General features: G+C 36.9%; 14 protein-coding genes and 3 pseudogenes. 8 read left to right on the top strand and 9 right to left on the bottom strand.

The features are described from left to right. The 5 genes from SK608_RS11830 to rpsI form a co-directional block, all read left to right on the top strand. Positions 1-1,572 (top strand): DUF1542 domain-containing protein (locus SK608_RS11830; protein WP_235202171.1); only part of this gene is annotated, 1,572 nt, incomplete at its 5' end. A 622-nt stretch (positions 1,573-2,194) separates the two neighbouring features. Then, a complete protein-coding gene (locus SK608_RS08745) occupies positions 2,195-3,088 on the top strand; it encodes an ABC transporter ATP-binding protein (RefSeq protein ID WP_020902740.1) in 894 nt (297 codons plus the stop codon). Further along, entirely contained in the window at positions 3,085-4,284 is a 1,200-nt protein-coding gene (locus SK608_RS08740) for an ABC transporter permease (RefSeq protein ID WP_033678299.1), read from the top strand. The genes SK608_RS08745 and SK608_RS08740 overlap by 4 nt, the downstream gene beginning before the upstream one ends. A 214-nt stretch (positions 4,285-4,498) precedes the next feature. After that, a complete protein-coding gene (gene rplM, locus SK608_RS08735; protein WP_001044624.1) occupies positions 4,499-4,945 on the top strand; it encodes a 50S ribosomal protein L13 in 447 nt (148 codons plus the stop codon). Positions 4,946-4,963: 18 nt separating this feature from the next. Further along, complete coding sequence (rpsI, locus tag SK608_RS08730; protein ID WP_000075964.1) at positions 4,964-5,356, top strand: 30S ribosomal protein S9; 393 nt, start codon at positions 4,964-4,966, stop codon at positions 5,354-5,356. A 109-nt stretch (positions 5,357-5,465) separates the two neighbouring features. On the opposite strand, the gene SK608_RS11515 is transcribed toward rpsI, so the two are convergent. The 6 genes from SK608_RS11515 to SK608_RS08700 form a co-directional block, all read right to left on the bottom strand. Further along, entirely contained in the window at positions 5,466-6,683 is a 1,218-nt protein-coding gene (locus tag SK608_RS11515; protein WP_033678296.1) for a site-specific integrase, read from the bottom strand. A 68-nt stretch (positions 6,684-6,751) separates the two neighbouring features. Beyond that, entirely contained in the window at positions 6,752-7,012 is a 261-nt protein-coding gene (locus tag SK608_RS08720; protein WP_033678293.1) for a helix-turn-helix domain-containing protein, read from the bottom strand. A gap of 48 nt (positions 7,013-7,060) precedes the next feature. After that, positions 7,061-8,458, bottom strand: coding sequence for a Rep family protein (locus tag SK608_RS08715; RefSeq protein WP_033678290.1), 1,398 nt, complete (start codon positions 8,456-8,458; stop codon positions 7,061-7,063). A 374-nt stretch (positions 8,459-8,832) separates the two neighbouring features. After that, entirely contained in the window at positions 8,833-9,555 is a 723-nt protein-coding gene (locus SK608_RS08710; RefSeq protein ID WP_033678287.1) for an ATP-binding protein, read from the bottom strand. 1 nt (position 9,556) lies between these two features. Then, complete coding sequence (locus SK608_RS08705; RefSeq protein WP_235202170.1) at positions 9,557-10,135, bottom strand: hypothetical protein; 579 nt, start codon at positions 10,133-10,135, stop codon at positions 9,557-9,559. Positions 10,136-10,207: 72 nt separating this feature from the next. Continuing rightward, complete coding sequence (locus SK608_RS08700) at positions 10,208-10,588, bottom strand: hypothetical protein (RefSeq protein WP_033678284.1); 381 nt, start codon at positions 10,586-10,588, stop codon at positions 10,208-10,210. A 289-nt stretch (positions 10,589-10,877) separates the two neighbouring features. Between SK608_RS08700 and SK608_RS08695 the strand changes: the two genes are divergently transcribed. Beyond that, the gene (locus tag SK608_RS08695) at positions 10,878-11,768 is read left to right on the top strand and encodes a hypothetical protein (protein ID WP_033678282.1); all 891 of its coding nucleotides are present in this window, start codon (positions 10,878-10,880) and stop codon (positions 11,766-11,768) included. Between the two features lie 199 nt (positions 11,769-11,967). On the opposite strand, the gene SK608_RS08690 is transcribed toward SK608_RS08695, so the two are convergent. Beyond that, on the bottom strand, positions 11,968-12,345 hold the full coding sequence (locus tag SK608_RS08690) for a helix-turn-helix domain-containing protein (protein ID WP_033678309.1): 378 nt from the start codon (positions 12,343-12,345) through the stop codon (positions 11,968-11,970). A 130-nt stretch (positions 12,346-12,475) separates the two neighbouring features. Between SK608_RS08690 and SK608_RS11825 the strand changes: the two are divergent. Together SK608_RS11825 and SK608_RS10880 are read left to right on the top strand one after the other, a co-directional pair. After that, positions 12,476-14,482 (top strand): annotated as a pseudogene (locus SK608_RS11825) (SEC10/PgrA surface exclusion domain-containing protein); the annotation flags it as partial. Positions 14,483-15,174: 692 nt separating this feature from the next. Beyond that, positions 15,175-15,552, top strand: a pseudogene (locus SK608_RS10880) (hypothetical protein); the annotation flags it as partial. Between the two features lie 405 nt (positions 15,553-15,957). Here SK608_RS10880 and SK608_RS10875 read toward each other — a convergent pair. Together SK608_RS10875 and SK608_RS08675 are read right to left on the bottom strand one after the other, a co-directional pair. Continuing rightward, positions 15,958-16,071, bottom strand: a pseudogene (locus SK608_RS10875) (site-specific integrase); the annotation flags it as partial. A gap of 48 nt (positions 16,072-16,119) precedes the next feature. After that, positions 16,120-16,416: a hypothetical protein gene (locus tag SK608_RS08675; protein WP_033678278.1), complete on the bottom strand. Its 297-nt coding sequence runs from the start codon at positions 16,414-16,416 to the stop codon at positions 16,120-16,122. Positions 16,417-16,697: the final 281 nt, after the last annotated feature.

Raw genomic sequence — 16,697 nt, 5'->3', positions numbered from 1 at the left:
GCAGCAGATTTGGCTAAGGCGGCTATTGAGGCAGCAACTGACCAAGCTGGAGTGACTGAGAAAGAAACAGCAGGCACAAACGCTATTAAAGCAGTGACTCCAGTAGGTAAAGAAAACGCTAAAAATGCGATTGATCAAGCTAAAGCTACTAAAGATAAAGAGATTGATGCGAATGATCAATTGAGTCAATCTGAAAAAGCGAAGGCTAAAGAAGCAACTAAGGCGGCAGCAGATTTGGCTAAGGCGGCTATTGAGGCAGCAACTGACCAAGCTGGAGTGACTGAGAAAGAAACAGCAGGCACAAACGCTATTAAAGCAGTGACTCCAGTAGGTAAAGAAAACGCTAAAAATGCGATTGATCAAGCTAAAGCTACTAAAGATAAAGAGATTGATGCGAATGATCAATTGAGTCAATCTGAAAAAGCGAAGGCTAAAGAAGCAACTAAGGCGGCAGCAGATGCAGCGAAAGTAGCTATTGAGGCAGCAACTGACCAAGCCGGAGTGACTGAGAAAGAAACAGCAGGCACAAACGCTATCAAAGCAGTGACTCCAGTAGGTAAAGAAAACGCTAAAAATGCGATTGATCAAGCTAAAGCTACTAAAGATAAAGAGATTGATGCGAATGATCAATTGAGTCAATCTGAAAAAGCGAAGGCTAAAGAAGCAACTAAGGCGGCAGCAGATGCAGCGAAAGTAGCTATTGAGGCAGCAACTGATCAAGCAGAAGTAGATAGAATTCTTCGTAATGACATTTACAAAGATGATGCAGCAATTAATGAAGTAGAAGCATTTGACTTATCATCTCTATTAGTCAATGGATTTGTCTCTGTTAAACAAGGAGAAACTTTAACAGATCAAGAAGTATTATCTAAAGTAAACTTACCGAAGGATGTAGAGGTTATTAAAATTGAAAAACCTACAACATCAGCTTTAGGTAGACTAGTAGCTAAAGTAACACTTAAGTTATCAGATGGCAGTGTAGAAGAAATCAACGTACCTGTTGAAGTTGTTGCTCCACAAAATCATGGAAATGAAGGAAATGGAGCAAATAACGGAGCTAATAACACTGAAGCGAAAGCGGATAAAGCTAAGTTAGAAGCTGCTATCCATCAATTAGATGAATTGCTCCTTAAAGAATCAGCTAAGCTTGATGCAGAAACTGCAAAAGAAGCGAATACATTATTATCAGATGCTAAGAAAGTATTTGCCAATGCAGACGCAACTCAAGCAGAAGTGGATGCAATGGTTAAACGTATCGAAGACTTCATGGCGAAAGTTGCTCCATCAACGGATCATGCAAATACAGCTAACGATCAATCTGCTCAAACACCAGCTGTAGTTCCAGCTAACAACCAATCTGCGCAAACAACAGTTGTAGCTCCAGCTACTACTCAAGCAGCAGCTAATGCTAGTCAAACAGCATCAGCACAAGCAAATGCGCGTAAAGCGGCTAAAGAATTGCCAAATACAGGTACAGCAGATTCTACTGTAGCTATGGTAGCAGCAGCTGCAAGTGCATTACTTGGTCTCGGTCTTGCAGGCCGTCGTCGTAAAGAAGACGAAGAAGCTTAATTGGTAGATTATTTGATAATTATCAGATGATAAGTCCGATTTTCAAAGTTTAAACAAGTACCTCTCACAAGAAAATCTCCTAGCAGGAAAACCTGCTAGGAGATTTTTGATACAGGTAAATTGAGTAGTGAATCTAAATCCTAAATTTCATGGAATTTCATGAGGTAATGAGAGGTTTAGGCCAACTCGATTTCAAAAAATTTTTAGGTTTAGGAATGACTATTCATATAGAGATAGGTAATTCTTCAAAGATGGTAGTCATATAGAGGAAGATAGTTGTTAAGTAATGTTTTAATTGATAATAGTTGCTATTTGATGATGTTTTATGTCAAAGTAAATAGATAGGATTTTTATTTTTGACAAATGATAACATATGATGTAATGATTTTTAGGGAAAAGCTATTTGGAATAAAGGGGTTGCTCAAATAACAATTCAGGATTAAAAATGGACAGTTGAGGAGCGGAGGTGATAAATTGAGTTTGCTACTGTATAATGGATTTATCACTAAAAGTGCTCCAGACCGTATTTTACACAGCAATAGTCTTCTGAAAATGGACAAAAAACATTGTAAAGGCTATCAAAAAGGAGTATAATGAGTGAAAGACATTTCGGAGGTGAAAGATGCTAGAAGTAAGAAGTCTAGAGAAAAGTTTTGGCCCCAAGCAAGTTTTGTTTGGTATTGACTTTCAAGCACGACCAGGTCGTATTTTGGGATTAGTCGGGAAAAACGGTGCTGGGAAAACAACGATTTTCCACAGTATTTTGAAGTTTTTAGAATACCAAGGAGAAATCAGTCTAGATGGTCAGGATATTCGTCAAGAGACCTACGCTCGGATTGGCTATCTGCCTGAAGAACGCAGTCTCATGCCTAAATTGACAGTCCTTGAACAAGTTCGTTACTTGGCGACTCTAAAAGGTATGGATGCCAAGGAGATCAAAGAAAAACTCCCTCAATGGATGAAGAGGTTGGAAGTGAAAGGGAAGCTGACTGATAAAATCAAGAGTCTGTCAAAAGGAAATCAGCAGAAGATTCAGCTCATTATTACTCTGATTCATGAACCAGACTTGATTATCTTGGATGAGCCTTTCAGTGGATTGGACCCAGTCAATACAGAATTGCTCAAACAAGTCATTTTTCAAGAAAAAGAACGTGGGGCAACCATTATCTTTTCTGACCATGTTATGACTAATGTTGAGGAGCTTTGTGACGATATTCTCATGATCCGAGATGGCCGTGTGGTCTTGCATGGACCAGTTCAGGATGTCCGCAATCAATACGGGAAAACGCGTCTCTTTGTTTCAAGTGAACGAAGCAAGGAAGAATTGGAAAACCTTCCTCATGTCAAACAGGTGAGCTTGACCAAACAAGGCAGTTGGAAATTGATCTTGGAGGATGAGAGCGCTGGAAGGGAACTTTTCCCAATCTTGACTCAGGGGCAATATATCGCAACCTTTGACCAGCAAGCGCCGACAATCGATGAAATCTTTAAACTAGAATCAGGGGTGGAAGTATGAGAAATATGTGGGTTGTAATGAAGGAAACCTATCTTCGACACATCAAGTCGTGGAGTTTCTTCTTTATGGTGATTTCACCATTCTTGTTTATCGGTCTATCTGGGGGAATTGGCTACCTCCAAGGGTCTTCTATGGCCAAGAATAGTAAGATAGCAGTAGTAACAACTGTGCCATCTGTGGAAGATGGGCTCAAGGGTACCAATGGTATCAACTTTGATTATAAGGATGAAGCCAGTGCCCAAGCTGCTATCAAGGATGAAAAATTAAAAGGTTATCTGACCATTGACCAAGAGGATAGTGTCTTGAAGGCAGTTTATCACGGGGAGACTTCCCTTGAGAGTGCTATTAAGCTAGGAGTAATGAGCAAGTTAAATGAGCTTCAAGATCAACTCAATCGTTCGGCAGCCAATTTGTCACAAGAACAGGAGAAACGCTTGGAACAAACAGTTAACTTTACGGAGAAAATTGATGAATCCAAGGAAAATAAAAAAATGATTCAAACCTTTGCGGCCGCAGGGCTTGGTTTATTCCTTTATATGATTTTGATTACCTATGCTAGTGTCACTGCTCAGGAAGTGGCTAGCGAGAAAGGAACCAAAATTATGGAGGTGGTCTTCTCTAGTATCCGAGCTAGTCATTATTTCTACGCTCGCATGCTAGCTCTGCTTCTTGTGATTTTGACCCATATTGGCATTTACGTCGTGGGTGGACTTGCTGCCATTCTTCTCTTTAAAGACCTACCAATCTTGGCACAATCTGGTATTTTAAACCATATAGGAGAGGCTTTCTCGCTCAACACCTTATTGTTTGTCTTGGTTAGCCTCTTTATGTACGTTGTTTTAGCAGCCTTCCTAGGTTCTATGGTTTCTCGTCCTGAGGACTCAGGGAAAGCCCTGTCGCCTTTGATGATTTTGATTATGGGTGGTTTTTTTGGAGTGACAGCTCTAGGTGCAGCTGGTGACAATCTCATCTTGAAGATTGGTTCTTATATTCCTTTTATTTCGACCTTCTTTATGCCATTTAGAACCATTAATGGCTATGCAGGGGGAGTAGAAGCATGGATTTCACTTGCTATTACGATTGCTTTTGCAGTAACGGCAACAGTCTTTATCGGACGCATGTATGCCAGCCTAGTCCTTCAAACGGATGATTTAGGGATTTGGAAAACCTTTAAACGTGCCTTATCTTATAAATAGAAGAGCCTCGCGAAAGCGAGGTTTTTAGAGATAAAAAGAGTGAAATTTAGAAAAATATTTTTCATATCTATTGACTTTTAGGGGTGAAATTTGGTATTATAGTAGGCGGTATTGTTTACCCCATTTGAAAGGCCCCGGAACCTTCCAAATACTTTTCGATGGGAAGGAACACCCATCACCGTAAACAAAAATCGAACTATATATAGGAGAAATCATGAACAAAACAACATTTATGGCTAAACCAGGCCAAGTTGAACGTAAATGGTACGTAGTTGACGCAACTGATGTACCACTTGGACGTCTTTCTGCAGTAGTTGCTAGCGTACTTCGCGGAAAAAACAAACCAACATTTACACCACACACTGATACAGGTGACTTTGTGATTGTTATCAATGCTGAAAAAGTTAAATTGACTGGTAAAAAAGCAACTGATAAAATTTACTACACTCACTCAAACCACCCAGGTGGATTGAAACAAATCTCTGCAGGTGAACTTCGTTCTAAAAATGCAGTACGTTTGATCGAGAAATCAGTTAAAGGTATGCTTCCACACAATACTCTTGGACGCGCTCAAGGTATGAAGTTGAAAGTATTTGTTGGAGCTGAGCACACTCACGCTGCACAACAACCAGAAGTTCTTGATATTTCAGGACTTATCTAAGGAAAGGAACAATAAAGTATGTCACAAGCACAATATGCAGGTACTGGACGTCGTAAAAACGCTGTTGCACGCGTTCGCCTTGTTCCAGGAACTGGTAAAATCACTGTTAACAAAAAAGATGTTGAAGAGTACATCCCACACGCTGACCTTCGTCTTGTAATCAACCAACCATTCGCAGTTACTTCAACTGCAGGTTCATACGACGTTTTCGTTAATGTTGTAGGTGGTGGATACGCTGGTCAATCAGGAGCTATCCGTCACGGTATCGCTCGTGCCCTTCTTCAAGTAGACCCAGACTTCCGCGATTCATTGAAACGCGCAGGACTTCTTACACGTGACTCACGTAAAGTTGAACGTAAGAAACCAGGTCTTAAAAAAGCTCGTAAAGCTAGCCAGTTCTCAAAACGTTAAGAACCAGCTACAATACAGCATTTACAACACTTCATGGTTCACACCATGGGGTGTTTTTTTGATGATTTTTAGCAAAATTCACACCATTTTTCACACCAAATTCACACCATTACTTTTTAAGATTGCGATAAGCAATCTCTCCAACAGCCATTGGAATAACATTCGAAGTATTTACATAAGTCTTAGTTGTAAGGGTATCGCTATGAGTAAGAGCCTCTGAAATAGCTTCAAGTGAAGTTCCTGCTTGTTTAGCTAGAGTTGCGCCTGTATGGCGTAATTTGTGAGGTGTAGCGTGTGTCAGCTCCTTATGACGGTGTTTGACAGATTTCATTTTATTATTAAGATAGTCAGAGTGCAGGGGGCTATTAACATTACCCTTCATATCGATATAAGTAAAGACATATTGTTCATCAGATTGAATAATACCAAATTTTGCCAGCTCAGTTTTTTGTTGCTTTTTCCAAGATTGGAGCAATTCAGTTAGTTCAATAGGGATTTGAAAAGTTGTTTTCTTGTTCCCTTTTGTAGATTTTACATTTTTATATTTATCTAAGGCTTGAACCAATTGAATTTCCTGTTTCTTGATGTTAATGTGTTTCCATTGCAAACCATAGCTTTCGGATTTTCTATCTCCTAAGAAAAAGGTAGTATAGAATAGCACATAATCTTTGAATGAGAGCTTCCCGTTTTCTAAATCATCTTCAAAAGCTGTAAACCATGCTTGAAGTTCTTCTTGAGATAGGTATAATTCTTCATCTTTTTTAGATTCTTGCAACTTGATTTTCTTAGTGGCTTTGATACGACTTATTGTTTTAGATAAGCGGTTAGTTTCGATATATTCTAATTCTTCTGCCCAATCAAAGATAGAATTAACGTAGCTTCTAATAACTTTGAAGTTTGCATATTCTTTTGCTTTTTGAGTTAATAGATTTAAAATAACTTGTTTGTTTTGATTTAGAAACTCAATAGAATAGTTACCAAGCATGGGTAAGATATGTTTTCTAAAAGCAATTTCTGTACCAGTTATAGTAGCTTTGGAAGGTGGCTTAGTAGTAGAAGTAGTTTGTCCAGCTTTATAGGATTCCCACCATATGTTTTGATAGAAATCTGAAAAAAGAATAGAACCGCTATTCTCTAATGTGGTAGATTCTCCACTAAGAATTTTATCAATCTTGTTTTGAAGTTCTAGTTCGTATTTTTTTGCTTCACTCCTTAATTTGAACCGTTTTTCAATTATTTTTTTATCAATACCTAGAGAAGACTTAACTTCTTCAGGGATATAGACGCGTAATCGATAGGTTCCGTTTTTAGTTTTTGTAATTGACATAGTATTCTCCTTTTTAATTGAGCTAGAAAAATACCGTGATTTCATTATAACAAACCACGGTAGAAATGCTACTGATTTTGTAACCAACGATTGATTTCTGTCTTATCAAAGCGAACAGTTTTTCCAACTCTTATATAAGGTAATCCTTGTTTAATCCAACTGTCGAGAGTATTGTTAGATATACTCAAGTAATTACAAGCCTGTTGTTTGTTTAAAAATGGACTATCAAGATTGCTATTGTTCAACCTATTTTCAATCTCTTTTTTGATAAGTTCAGCAAGTAGACGCTGAATTTGTTGAACTTGTTCATCTGGTAAAATGACTTGCATGTATTCCTCCAATGTATGGTATAATAGAGGTATCAAGAGATACCCTATTTACTTTTCTTGATTATCTTCCACCTCGTCCTTGCTCGCCAAAGTTTCGGACGGGGTTTTTGATTTGTCTAATTCTAAGATATCCCACTGATTATTAATCGCTATTTTAGAAAGCAATGTTGATAATAAATCCTGTCTACTATTGAGTAACGAATCATCTGTAAAGTCATAAGATAAGGAAACTTCCTGCTCATTTTCTAAGATAGTTTTTACAGGTTCTTCCATTCGTTGAGGATATGATACATAAAACTTAGGATTTTTGTCATTTCCTTTTATAGTAGCCAGACACTCAATTCTTCTAACATACTGTGATAAGTCTTCTCTATCGTTCCCTTTTGTGTCGTAGAAGAAATCTAATGGGTATTTCGAACTAGTGATAATGATAACTTTTGCTGCTCCCATCTTATTTTGATAGCGTGCAGAAATTGGGCTTATGTTGAAGGGATCTAATAGTTTTAGCCAATCAGACGCAGTTAAACTATCCCCTCGAACGTCGTCAAGAAAAAGGATTTCTTCACCGTTCACCTCGTCAAAGATATTTGTAGCAGCAGTCACTACTGATTGCCAGTTTTGGCCATTTAGTTTTGCTAGCTGAACGATATCTTTAGTTAACTCTTTTGCAAATTTTGACTTTCCAAGACCGGTACTACCATGAATAAAGAGAATAGTTTTTTTAAACTCTTCGTTTTCTAACTCATATTTAGTACGAGTTCCTTTGATTTCTCCAACGGTACGAAAGGTATCGTTTATCCTAGCTTTGTGGACTGCATACAGTGTGCGATATTTCTGTTCAAGAAGTATTTCATTTTTGGTGATACTCTCGTTCAGAATGTTATTGATGAGTAAATCAATATCTTCGTAAGTTTGTCTTACTTCTTTTTTAGCTTTTCCTTTAAGCCAACTTAATTTCCTTTCATGATAGACTTTTAAGTAGTTGTTTCCTATCAAAGTGAATACCTCATCAGGGGAATATTGATACTTATCTTTATCCTTTGCATGAATTAAGTAAGCTAACAAATTATCGTAGCCATACCTTCCAGACTTCGCTTTTTCGAGATGCTGTTTTGCTAATCCGATTTTTTCGGCTAAAGTAGATAGTGTTGCACCTTTTCCTTTATCAAACTTGAGCAAAGCATGAATATGTGGTTCGGCAAGTTCAGTAGTTGTTTCTTGAAGTTTTTTGTCGAATTTTACAGATGTGTCTTTATCATGATTAATTGCATATGCTTCAGTAACTGTTGCAACTTGACTAACTCTTCTGACAATTTCCTCAAGAATTTTTTCAATATCCGCTGATTCAAGTAGTTCTTTATTCCAGTCATCGTCCCAGAAGCCATTTGAGAATTGTTGCGTTAATAGTACTGATGTTAAAAGGGCTTCCTTTTTTGTATTTGTCATAATAATTAAACCTCTTTTCTAATTATTTTTTAAATTATTTCAGTGTTAGACTATCGACAAGCCCAGTCTAACACGCGTTAGAAATAATTAAAAATTAAATTTAGTAACTCTTGGGGCGTTGCCCCAAACCCCAGCCTCTCCTGCCCGATGGATCCCCATCGAACCGAGAACGCTTGCCAATTCAGCAAGGGATGGGGTAGTATTTTTTGGCGCTTCACTCTCTGCCGTTGGCATTCGTTGCGCTTAAAAAATCTCCACCCCTCAAGCCCTTGCGAATAGGCATTTTCCTGCTAATGAGGTCGTGCCGACACCTATACCGATGAATCCCCTAGGTAAGGTCAGTGTCGCGCTAAACAAGTGTAGCAGAAAAAGCGCTAGCTATACCTTGAAAATAGCTCTTGCATTCGTTGATTTAACCGTTCCTCGTCTCTTACTTGGATAGTACGAAACATCTTTACAGATTCGCCCTCCAGTTGGAAATAGCCATATCCTCTAGGTTTTACTGAAACTTCATCCTTCTCCATATCAGGAAAAAGGAGTTGCCTGTTGTTTGTTGCTAGCAGAAAGCTAGTTGATAAGGATATGACACAATTAAAATTGTAGCGCCCCGGAAGGTCAGACATTAAGAAACGTTGGCTAGATAAAACGATTCGCAAACCTAGACTTCTACCCATGCTATTCATCATCAACATTTTTGATAAAACATCTTTATGTTTCTTCTTATCTGTTTGTTCTAAATAAGCAAGGAAAGCCTGCCACTCATCGAAAATCAAGTAAAGATTATGGGAGTTTTCTTCTTGTTTATTAAGTCTATTTTCAAAGCGTTGGCAGACTGTTTCAAATAGTTCTAGACAGTCAAAGCCTCTTGCAACATGATTGCTAGTCATTGGAAACATCTCTTCATCTGCTTTAAAATCGAGAAAGTAAGCTTCGGCATCTATATCATGAAATGAAATGAGACCTAGTAATCTTCTCAAAAAAGTGGATTTTCCTGAGCCAGATGGGCCTGCGATTATCCAAGCGAAATATCGGTTTATGTCAACGGTTGCAGGGGATGGGTGTCCCCTGTTGTTGACGTCAAAAACGTTTTTGATCATGCTAAAAGTCCTCTTCTTGAATGATTTCAGTCTGTCTTGCCATACGATTGTGTGTTGCCTCTTCAATTGTTTTGACATCAAATTTAGCAACCCAACCAGCACCAACATTCATTTCTATGTGCATATAGTCAAGAGCAAATTCATTTGTGTATTTAACCAACACTCCCATGAAATAATCTTCAAGCTCCTTTTGAGAGTTTGTGTCAAGATTATTAGCGAGATAGATCCAAACATCTATACCTCGTGTGGTAGCAGGATTTATAGTTTTTAACTGTAAATCATGAAATAAGTTTTGATTGAGATGATTGACCACGTTTTGTAAGACAGTACCTTTTCGGACTTGTAGTTGTTCATCAGCTTTCTTATTGAACCACCAAAGTGTGACATTTTGAATCAATGTAGTTATAAACTTAACTTGCTTGCCTGTTAACAAGAGACATTGTTCCCATAAATTTTCATTTCTCTTAACAACCTCATCTGACAAAATGAGAAACTGTCGTTTTAGAGTAATGTATAGAATATTAAGACCTTGCCATACAAATAATGCGAGAATAAGATAGAAGGATATTTTTATCAACATATATGTTACCTCGTCATATAGTGAGTAGTTATCATCTACACAATGCAGATGATAACTCACTATCTTTATCACTTATTTTAATGAAATATCAGCAAGTTCAGCTACAAGAGCGAGTCCGACCGGTTGCTTGAGTTTGTCCAGTACAAATGATAACTCATACTTGTTAACTACGATGTCAACGTTAATCAAACCATCCAAGTTTTCGTCTTGATAGTTTCTGAGCTTAATTTTAAAGGATGGACAAAAATCTGTCTGACCAATACTTTCAAACTTTTTGTAAAGTTTGAGATCTACAGCTGTCAAATTAGCCCAACTTCTTTGATTTTCCTGTCCTTCGTTCAAGATACCTTGAGAATAATCTATTACTCTTGCAACAGAAGGAACCTCTACATCGGGTGTGATACTTTCTGCGAATTTTTTTGAGTGTTCGCTAACTCCTAGTTTCAAAGCCATCTAAAGCCTCTTTCTAATCGTCTTATCTAGAGTCGACGATTTGTTTTTTTAATAAAAGCTTTTATAAACATAGCATACTATATTTTTGATACTAACTCAAGCATATTTTTCCTATTTTAATAAAATATAGGTATCAAAAATGATTTCAATTTTTGAGCCTGTCCTAAACGTTGTTTTAATTCTTTTTGAGGTTTTTATTAATTTTTTTGAGCTTTCTGATTATTTTTTGTTGTGATTTTTTATTAGATGTGGTATAGTTTTTTTGAGCCTATTTAGAAGGAGTGATATCATGTTATCTTTTAATGATTTAAACAAAGAAGCTCAAATAGATTTCATTTTAAAGTATTATCCATTGATTTTCAAAATGCAACAACAGAAGGGTAATCATTCTGCAACTGCTTTTTTATATAAGTATCTTATGGTAAAGGACGATAAAAGACCTGAACTGTACCGTAAATTACTTGTATCTTTAGCTTCATATAAACGGTATTTATCTTTAATTAAAACCATCTATCAAGATGATTTATCATATATTGGACTTGTTTCTGCATATTCAAAATTAAAAATCCCTAAGCTTCATCAAACAAAATATGGTAAAAACTTAGGTGATGAGATATTAAAACGCTTTGATAGTGATGTATTTGAAAAAGTATTTAGAAGCGTTCAGTTAAGTGAACAAAATGATGGTTCAAGTGAAGCTATTTTAAAGAGATTCCTTGAGAATAAGGAAGCAGATGTTAGAGAAATTACTCTGTTACTAGATAAATTAGGTTTATTTAATACTGTATTAAACACAGCTAAACGACTTTTTAAAGATAATTCAAAAGTTATCACACATTCTTCAGAATTTATTGATGAAATACATAAACTCAAAAGTCATATCAACTCAGATTATTTAAATAGCGAGGAGTTACAAATAAATGCGGAAGCTTTTATAGAGCAATTTAAGGAAGAGGTAAATACACAATTTTTAAGGAAGGAGAAGAGTCAAAAAGAGTTTGATGGTTTAATTGAATCATATTATCTTTCTGACCCCTTCAAAGAACTAAGAGGTATTTATATTTTCGATAGAAAAAGTGGTAGTATCAAACTTGATACTTCTCAAAAGAATCGTAGTGAAAAACAATTAGATGAGTATAAATCAAAAAAATACTATTTAGCTAGTTCGGACTCAAATTGAACTTTATCACTTACTTCATACGTTTTTCTAAAATATAGAACATATTATTTTTATAATATAAATGAGGCTGGGTAAAAAGTCTTTAAAATCAAAAAACGCATAGTATCAGGTATTGAATTGAACAACCTTGATACTATGCGTTTTATTGTGGGAAGCTTTACTTGATTTTCTCCTAAAATTGAGTTTTTGCCCAGCCACTTTATTTGATATTTTTTACAATTTCATTAAAGGAAGATATAATTTTTCCTTGTTTCTCTTTGGGTAACTTTGTTAAGTTTTCGAAAAGTATTTCTGGGGAGTCCTCTCTCTCTGATTCATATACTTGTAAATTAAAGAACTCTTTTCTTTCTGGATTATATGCTCGTAGGTCAAAGAACTCTTCTACGGTAATGCCTAATGCTTTGATTACTGATTCAAGAGTTTTTATCTTAAAATCATATTTCATATTTTCCATATTTTGAATGGCCTTGATACCCAAGCCAGCTAATTCTGATAATTTTTCTTGACTTAATTTCTGTTCTTTTCGACATTCACGGATTCTAAATGCTATATGTTTTTGTAATCTATCGTATTTCATATTATGTACCATTCTACTATCTATTTTCTTCAAAAATAAGTATATTAGACTATACAAAAGTTATGAAAGTATGGTATAATAGTACAAAAGGTAAAAAATACACTGAAAACTATACAATAGGAGTTTAGTTATGTCGGATTCTAAGTTAAAAGGTCATGGGAAGATTAAGAAATTACCTACGGGTGCAGTTGTATCTGCATTGGCAGTCTCTATCGCATCCCTATCCCACACAGTAGGCGCAGAAGAAGTCGCTCCAAAACCAGTGAATGTGGAAGCGCCAAAGGCGGAAGTTGTGGAAACAACTACTCCTGCGGTGGCGACAAAAGAAGAGGTTGCTACAAAAGAAGCAGAAGCTAAGAAAGCGGAACAAGAAGTAGTAGAAGCCAAGCAGGCGGTTAAAGATGCCAAGCGTGCTACAAGTGAAGCAGATTCTCTTGTCAATGAGAAAACAGAAGCTGTAAAAAAAGCAGAGGATTTTGCGAAAAAGGCAAGCCCAGCAGTTATTACAGAAGCTGAGAAAGCAGTAGTTAAGGCAGAAGCAGAAGTTCCTGCAAAAGAAGAAGCTCTTAAAAATGCAGAAGCAAATGCTGAAAAAGCAAACCAAGCGGTATCTGCGCAAGAAGCAGTTGTAACAGAAAAAGAAGCTACACAAACTGCAAAAGAAAAAGCACTTACAAGTGCCACAGAAGCGGTTCAAATCGCCACAGACGCGGTTAATGGCAAAGGCTTGGAAAATGCCAAGGAAGCACAAAAAGAAGCCGTAAAAGCGGAAAAAACAAGCAAACAAGCACAAACAGATGCAGAAACTGCCTTAAAAAATGCAGAGAAAGCCAATCAAGCTACAAAAGCGCAAATCAAGAATACACAAGCAGATATTGCTACAAAAACCCAAGCGGTATCGGATGCTAAAGCAGAACAAGAAAAGGCAGACAAAGCAGTAACAGACCTAACTGCTGAGTATAACCAAGCGGTATCTGCTTTGAAAGCTATTCAAAATACAAAACAAGGTACAATTACGTTAGCTCCTAAGTTTATTGAAGCTGTAAAAGCTCGCGTAGCTCTCTTGAAAGCTGTCGAAAATGGAGAATATAATGATCGTTTAGATGAAGTTCCTGCTAAGTTTAAAGAAACTCGTGCAGAAATCTTGAAAACACAATTAGAAAATGCTCAAATCAATCACTTCGTACCTGTAGAATCTGATTCTAAAGATACTAAGAAATATGATTTGAATAATCTACCAGAAGATTTTAAACGTGATTTGACTCTCTATGCAGCAGACCTAACAAATCAGATGCGTCGTCAACTTGGTTTGTCTGATGTGAAAGTAACTGAGGATTCATTCCATTTTGCAGATAAGATTGCACGTGAATATGAAAAAGATGGTGTTACCCCTGAGTTGCTAGATAGCTACGCTAGTAAGAAAGATGGTCATGGTCACTATGCTATCGGCATCAATAAGGTTGCTAAGTCATATAATTTGGATAACGGTATGACGGAGGAAGAGCGTAAAGAAGGGGAAACTCGAGGACTACAAACTTACGAAAATTCAGTAGCTTTCGTAGGTTATAAAGAAGCAGGAAAGCCTGTAACTAGCTTAACTAAGTCAGAAATTCGTAGTCGTCTTTATGAGTCATTGATTTCATTTATTTCTACAGAAAATGATTATGGACATACTCGTGGTACACTCGGTTTTGAAAAAGGTAATACAACTCTTTACTACGGTGGTGCTTCTATGAGTCATGAAGCTAATATGTATATCGTACACACAGTACCGGGTATCCCAGAAACATTCATGGCTAACTCAACTTTTAGTCGTACAGAAGTGGAAAATCCATATACTAAAGCTAGAGACACAGATAGTGTTAAAAAAGCTGAGGCTTTGGTAGCTACTAAAAAAGCAGAAAAAGCACAAGCAGAACAAACTCTTAAAACTGCTAATCAAGCTGTAACCGAAGCAGAAACTACATTGCAAACTGCAAACTCAAACTTGAAAGCCCAAGAAGCTCAACTTAAAGATACAGTAGCCTTGAAACAAGCTCTTCAATCTGCTACAACAACTCATAATCAAGCGGTTGTTGCTCTTTCAAATGCCAATGCCTTGGTTGCTACCTTGTCTGCTACAAAGGCAGATAAAGAAGCGAAATTGGCAGAGTTGAAAGCAACTGCAAAACAAGCAGAGAAAGAATTTAACCAAGCCAAAGCAGAAACCAAAGCAGAGAAAGCAACTCTTTCTTCTCTTCAAGCAAAAGCAGAAGAAGCTACTCAAGCGGTATCCGTTGCCAAAGAAGCGCTTAAAGAAGCGAAAGCAAATGTAACAGCTTCAAAAGAGTTGGTTCAAGATTTGAAAGTTGCTGCAAAAGAGCTTGAAACTCGCAAGGCAGAGTTGAAAGATGCAGAAGAAGCGCTCAAAGAAGCACAAGCAAACCAAGCAACTGCGCAAGAAGTCCTTGAAGCAAAAGAAAAAGTAGCTAAAGAAGCGCATAAGGCTTATGCGACAGCCAAAGCAAGTTACGAAGCAGAACAGGCTCGACTTCAAGCAGAAGAATTGAAGAAACATCCTGTAACAGAAAAGGGTATCCCTGAAGTTCGTCCAGCTCTTCCAGAGTACGTACTTCCAACAACTCCATCTGTTCCTAGCGCACCTGTAGCTCCTGTTGTTCCAACAACTCCGCGAGTTGAGGTTCCTGTTGTGAATAACAATGGTGGGGTGTCTGGCCAAGATAAATCCAGAGTAGATGTAGTTGCAAAACAAAAACGGAAACTAAGACTACAAAAGATTCTCAAGCGGGTAACTGGATTGAGTCATTTGGTCGCTGGTGGTATCAGCATGAAGATGGTTCATACACTACTAATGGTTGGGAAAAAATCGAGGGTACATGGTATTACTTTAACTATACAGGTTGGATGCAAACTGGCTGGGTCAAAACTGGTGACTCATGGTATTACTTGAATGAAACAGGTTCACTGGCTACAGGCTGGGTCAAAGACAATGGCACATGGTACTATCTTAAAGATAGCGGTAAAATGGCGACTGGTTGGGTAAAAGATAATAATACATGGTATTATCTTGATAGCGCTGGAGCTATGAAAACAGGCTGGTTTACAGTTTCTGGTAAATGGTATTATGCCTACAGTTCAGGAGCTTTAGCAGTAAATACTACTACACCAGATGGCTATACGGTCAATGCCAATGGTGAGTGGGTATAAAAGATTAAATTGTAATAATAAAAAAGGAGAGCGGTTTGCTCTCTTTTCTATGTTTTTGTTAGGATATATATAAATTTTATATGGTGTGAACTTTTCGGTAAATTCTAGCTCAATTCGTGTATTTTTAAGGTAAAATTCACACCATTCAAATAAAATTTATTCAAATTAGATGAAAAAGTGTTTTCTGAAAAAGAGGGAAAACGTTGATTTTGAAGGGATATTAAAACTTATTCAAATAATAGTTTTTCCAACCAGGTCTTAAGAAAGCTCGTAAAGCATCACAATTTAGTAAACGTTAATCAATACGATTATATCAACGTTTCAAAGCACTCAAGAGTTTACCTCATGGGTGCTTTTTTCGTGTTTTTTGAAAAAGTTCACCTCAAAGTTTACCTTATTTTCATCTTATTGTTTTAGAGACTTTAAGGCAAATTCACCGACTGCCATAGGGACTACATTAGAAGTATTGACATAAATCTGCGTTGTGCCTGTATCGCTATGTGTTAGTGCTTTATAGATTCCATAGTTTAATCCAGTTTTAGCCATTTTATTTTCTCCTTTATTTTATTATTTCTTGAGTATTAGTTTCTCAGCAAAAACATTGAGAGCAGGTACGACAGAATTTACATTCAGAGACGTATCTGATAGGAAAATAGGGTTAACTGCTTCAATAAGAGTATCTTTCGGAAAGACAGTGGTAGAAGCAGGTGTAATAACGTGGAAGGCACCATGAGTTTCACTATTTAGAATATGTCTTTGGTACTTTCCTTCTTTACCAAAGACATAACGAGGAATGTTTCCTAATTTTTCGTAGTAAGCTAGACTGATAAAATCTGGTTTCATTTTTAAAGTGTCTGGAATCATAAGTTTTTTCCTTTCTGATTGTAAAATAAAAAAGCTACTAAGTAAAAAGAAGACTTAGTAGCTTGATAGTGAGTCTATCTGATAAGGATAGACAGCAGTAAAGATAAGTTATTTGGTTGAAAGATCCCTTCTTCACGATGGCAATGTTTAGCAAGGTGCATTGTATGAATTACCATCGCTTTCCCAGCTAACCTCAATAGGTAGTCACTATCATACCTATTGGATTCTCTTGCGCCCTTTGGCGAATCCGGTTCACTTTACTATTCGGAAAAGTGCGAAAG

Source organism: Streptococcus mitis subsp. hohhotensis (genome assembly GCF_000722775.1).
Classification (GTDB): domain Bacteria; phylum Bacillota; class Bacilli; order Lactobacillales; family Streptococcaceae; genus Streptococcus; species Streptococcus carlssonii.
The sequence above is the reverse complement of the archived record's forward strand: the minus strand, read 5'-3'. Positions and strand labels throughout refer to the sequence as shown.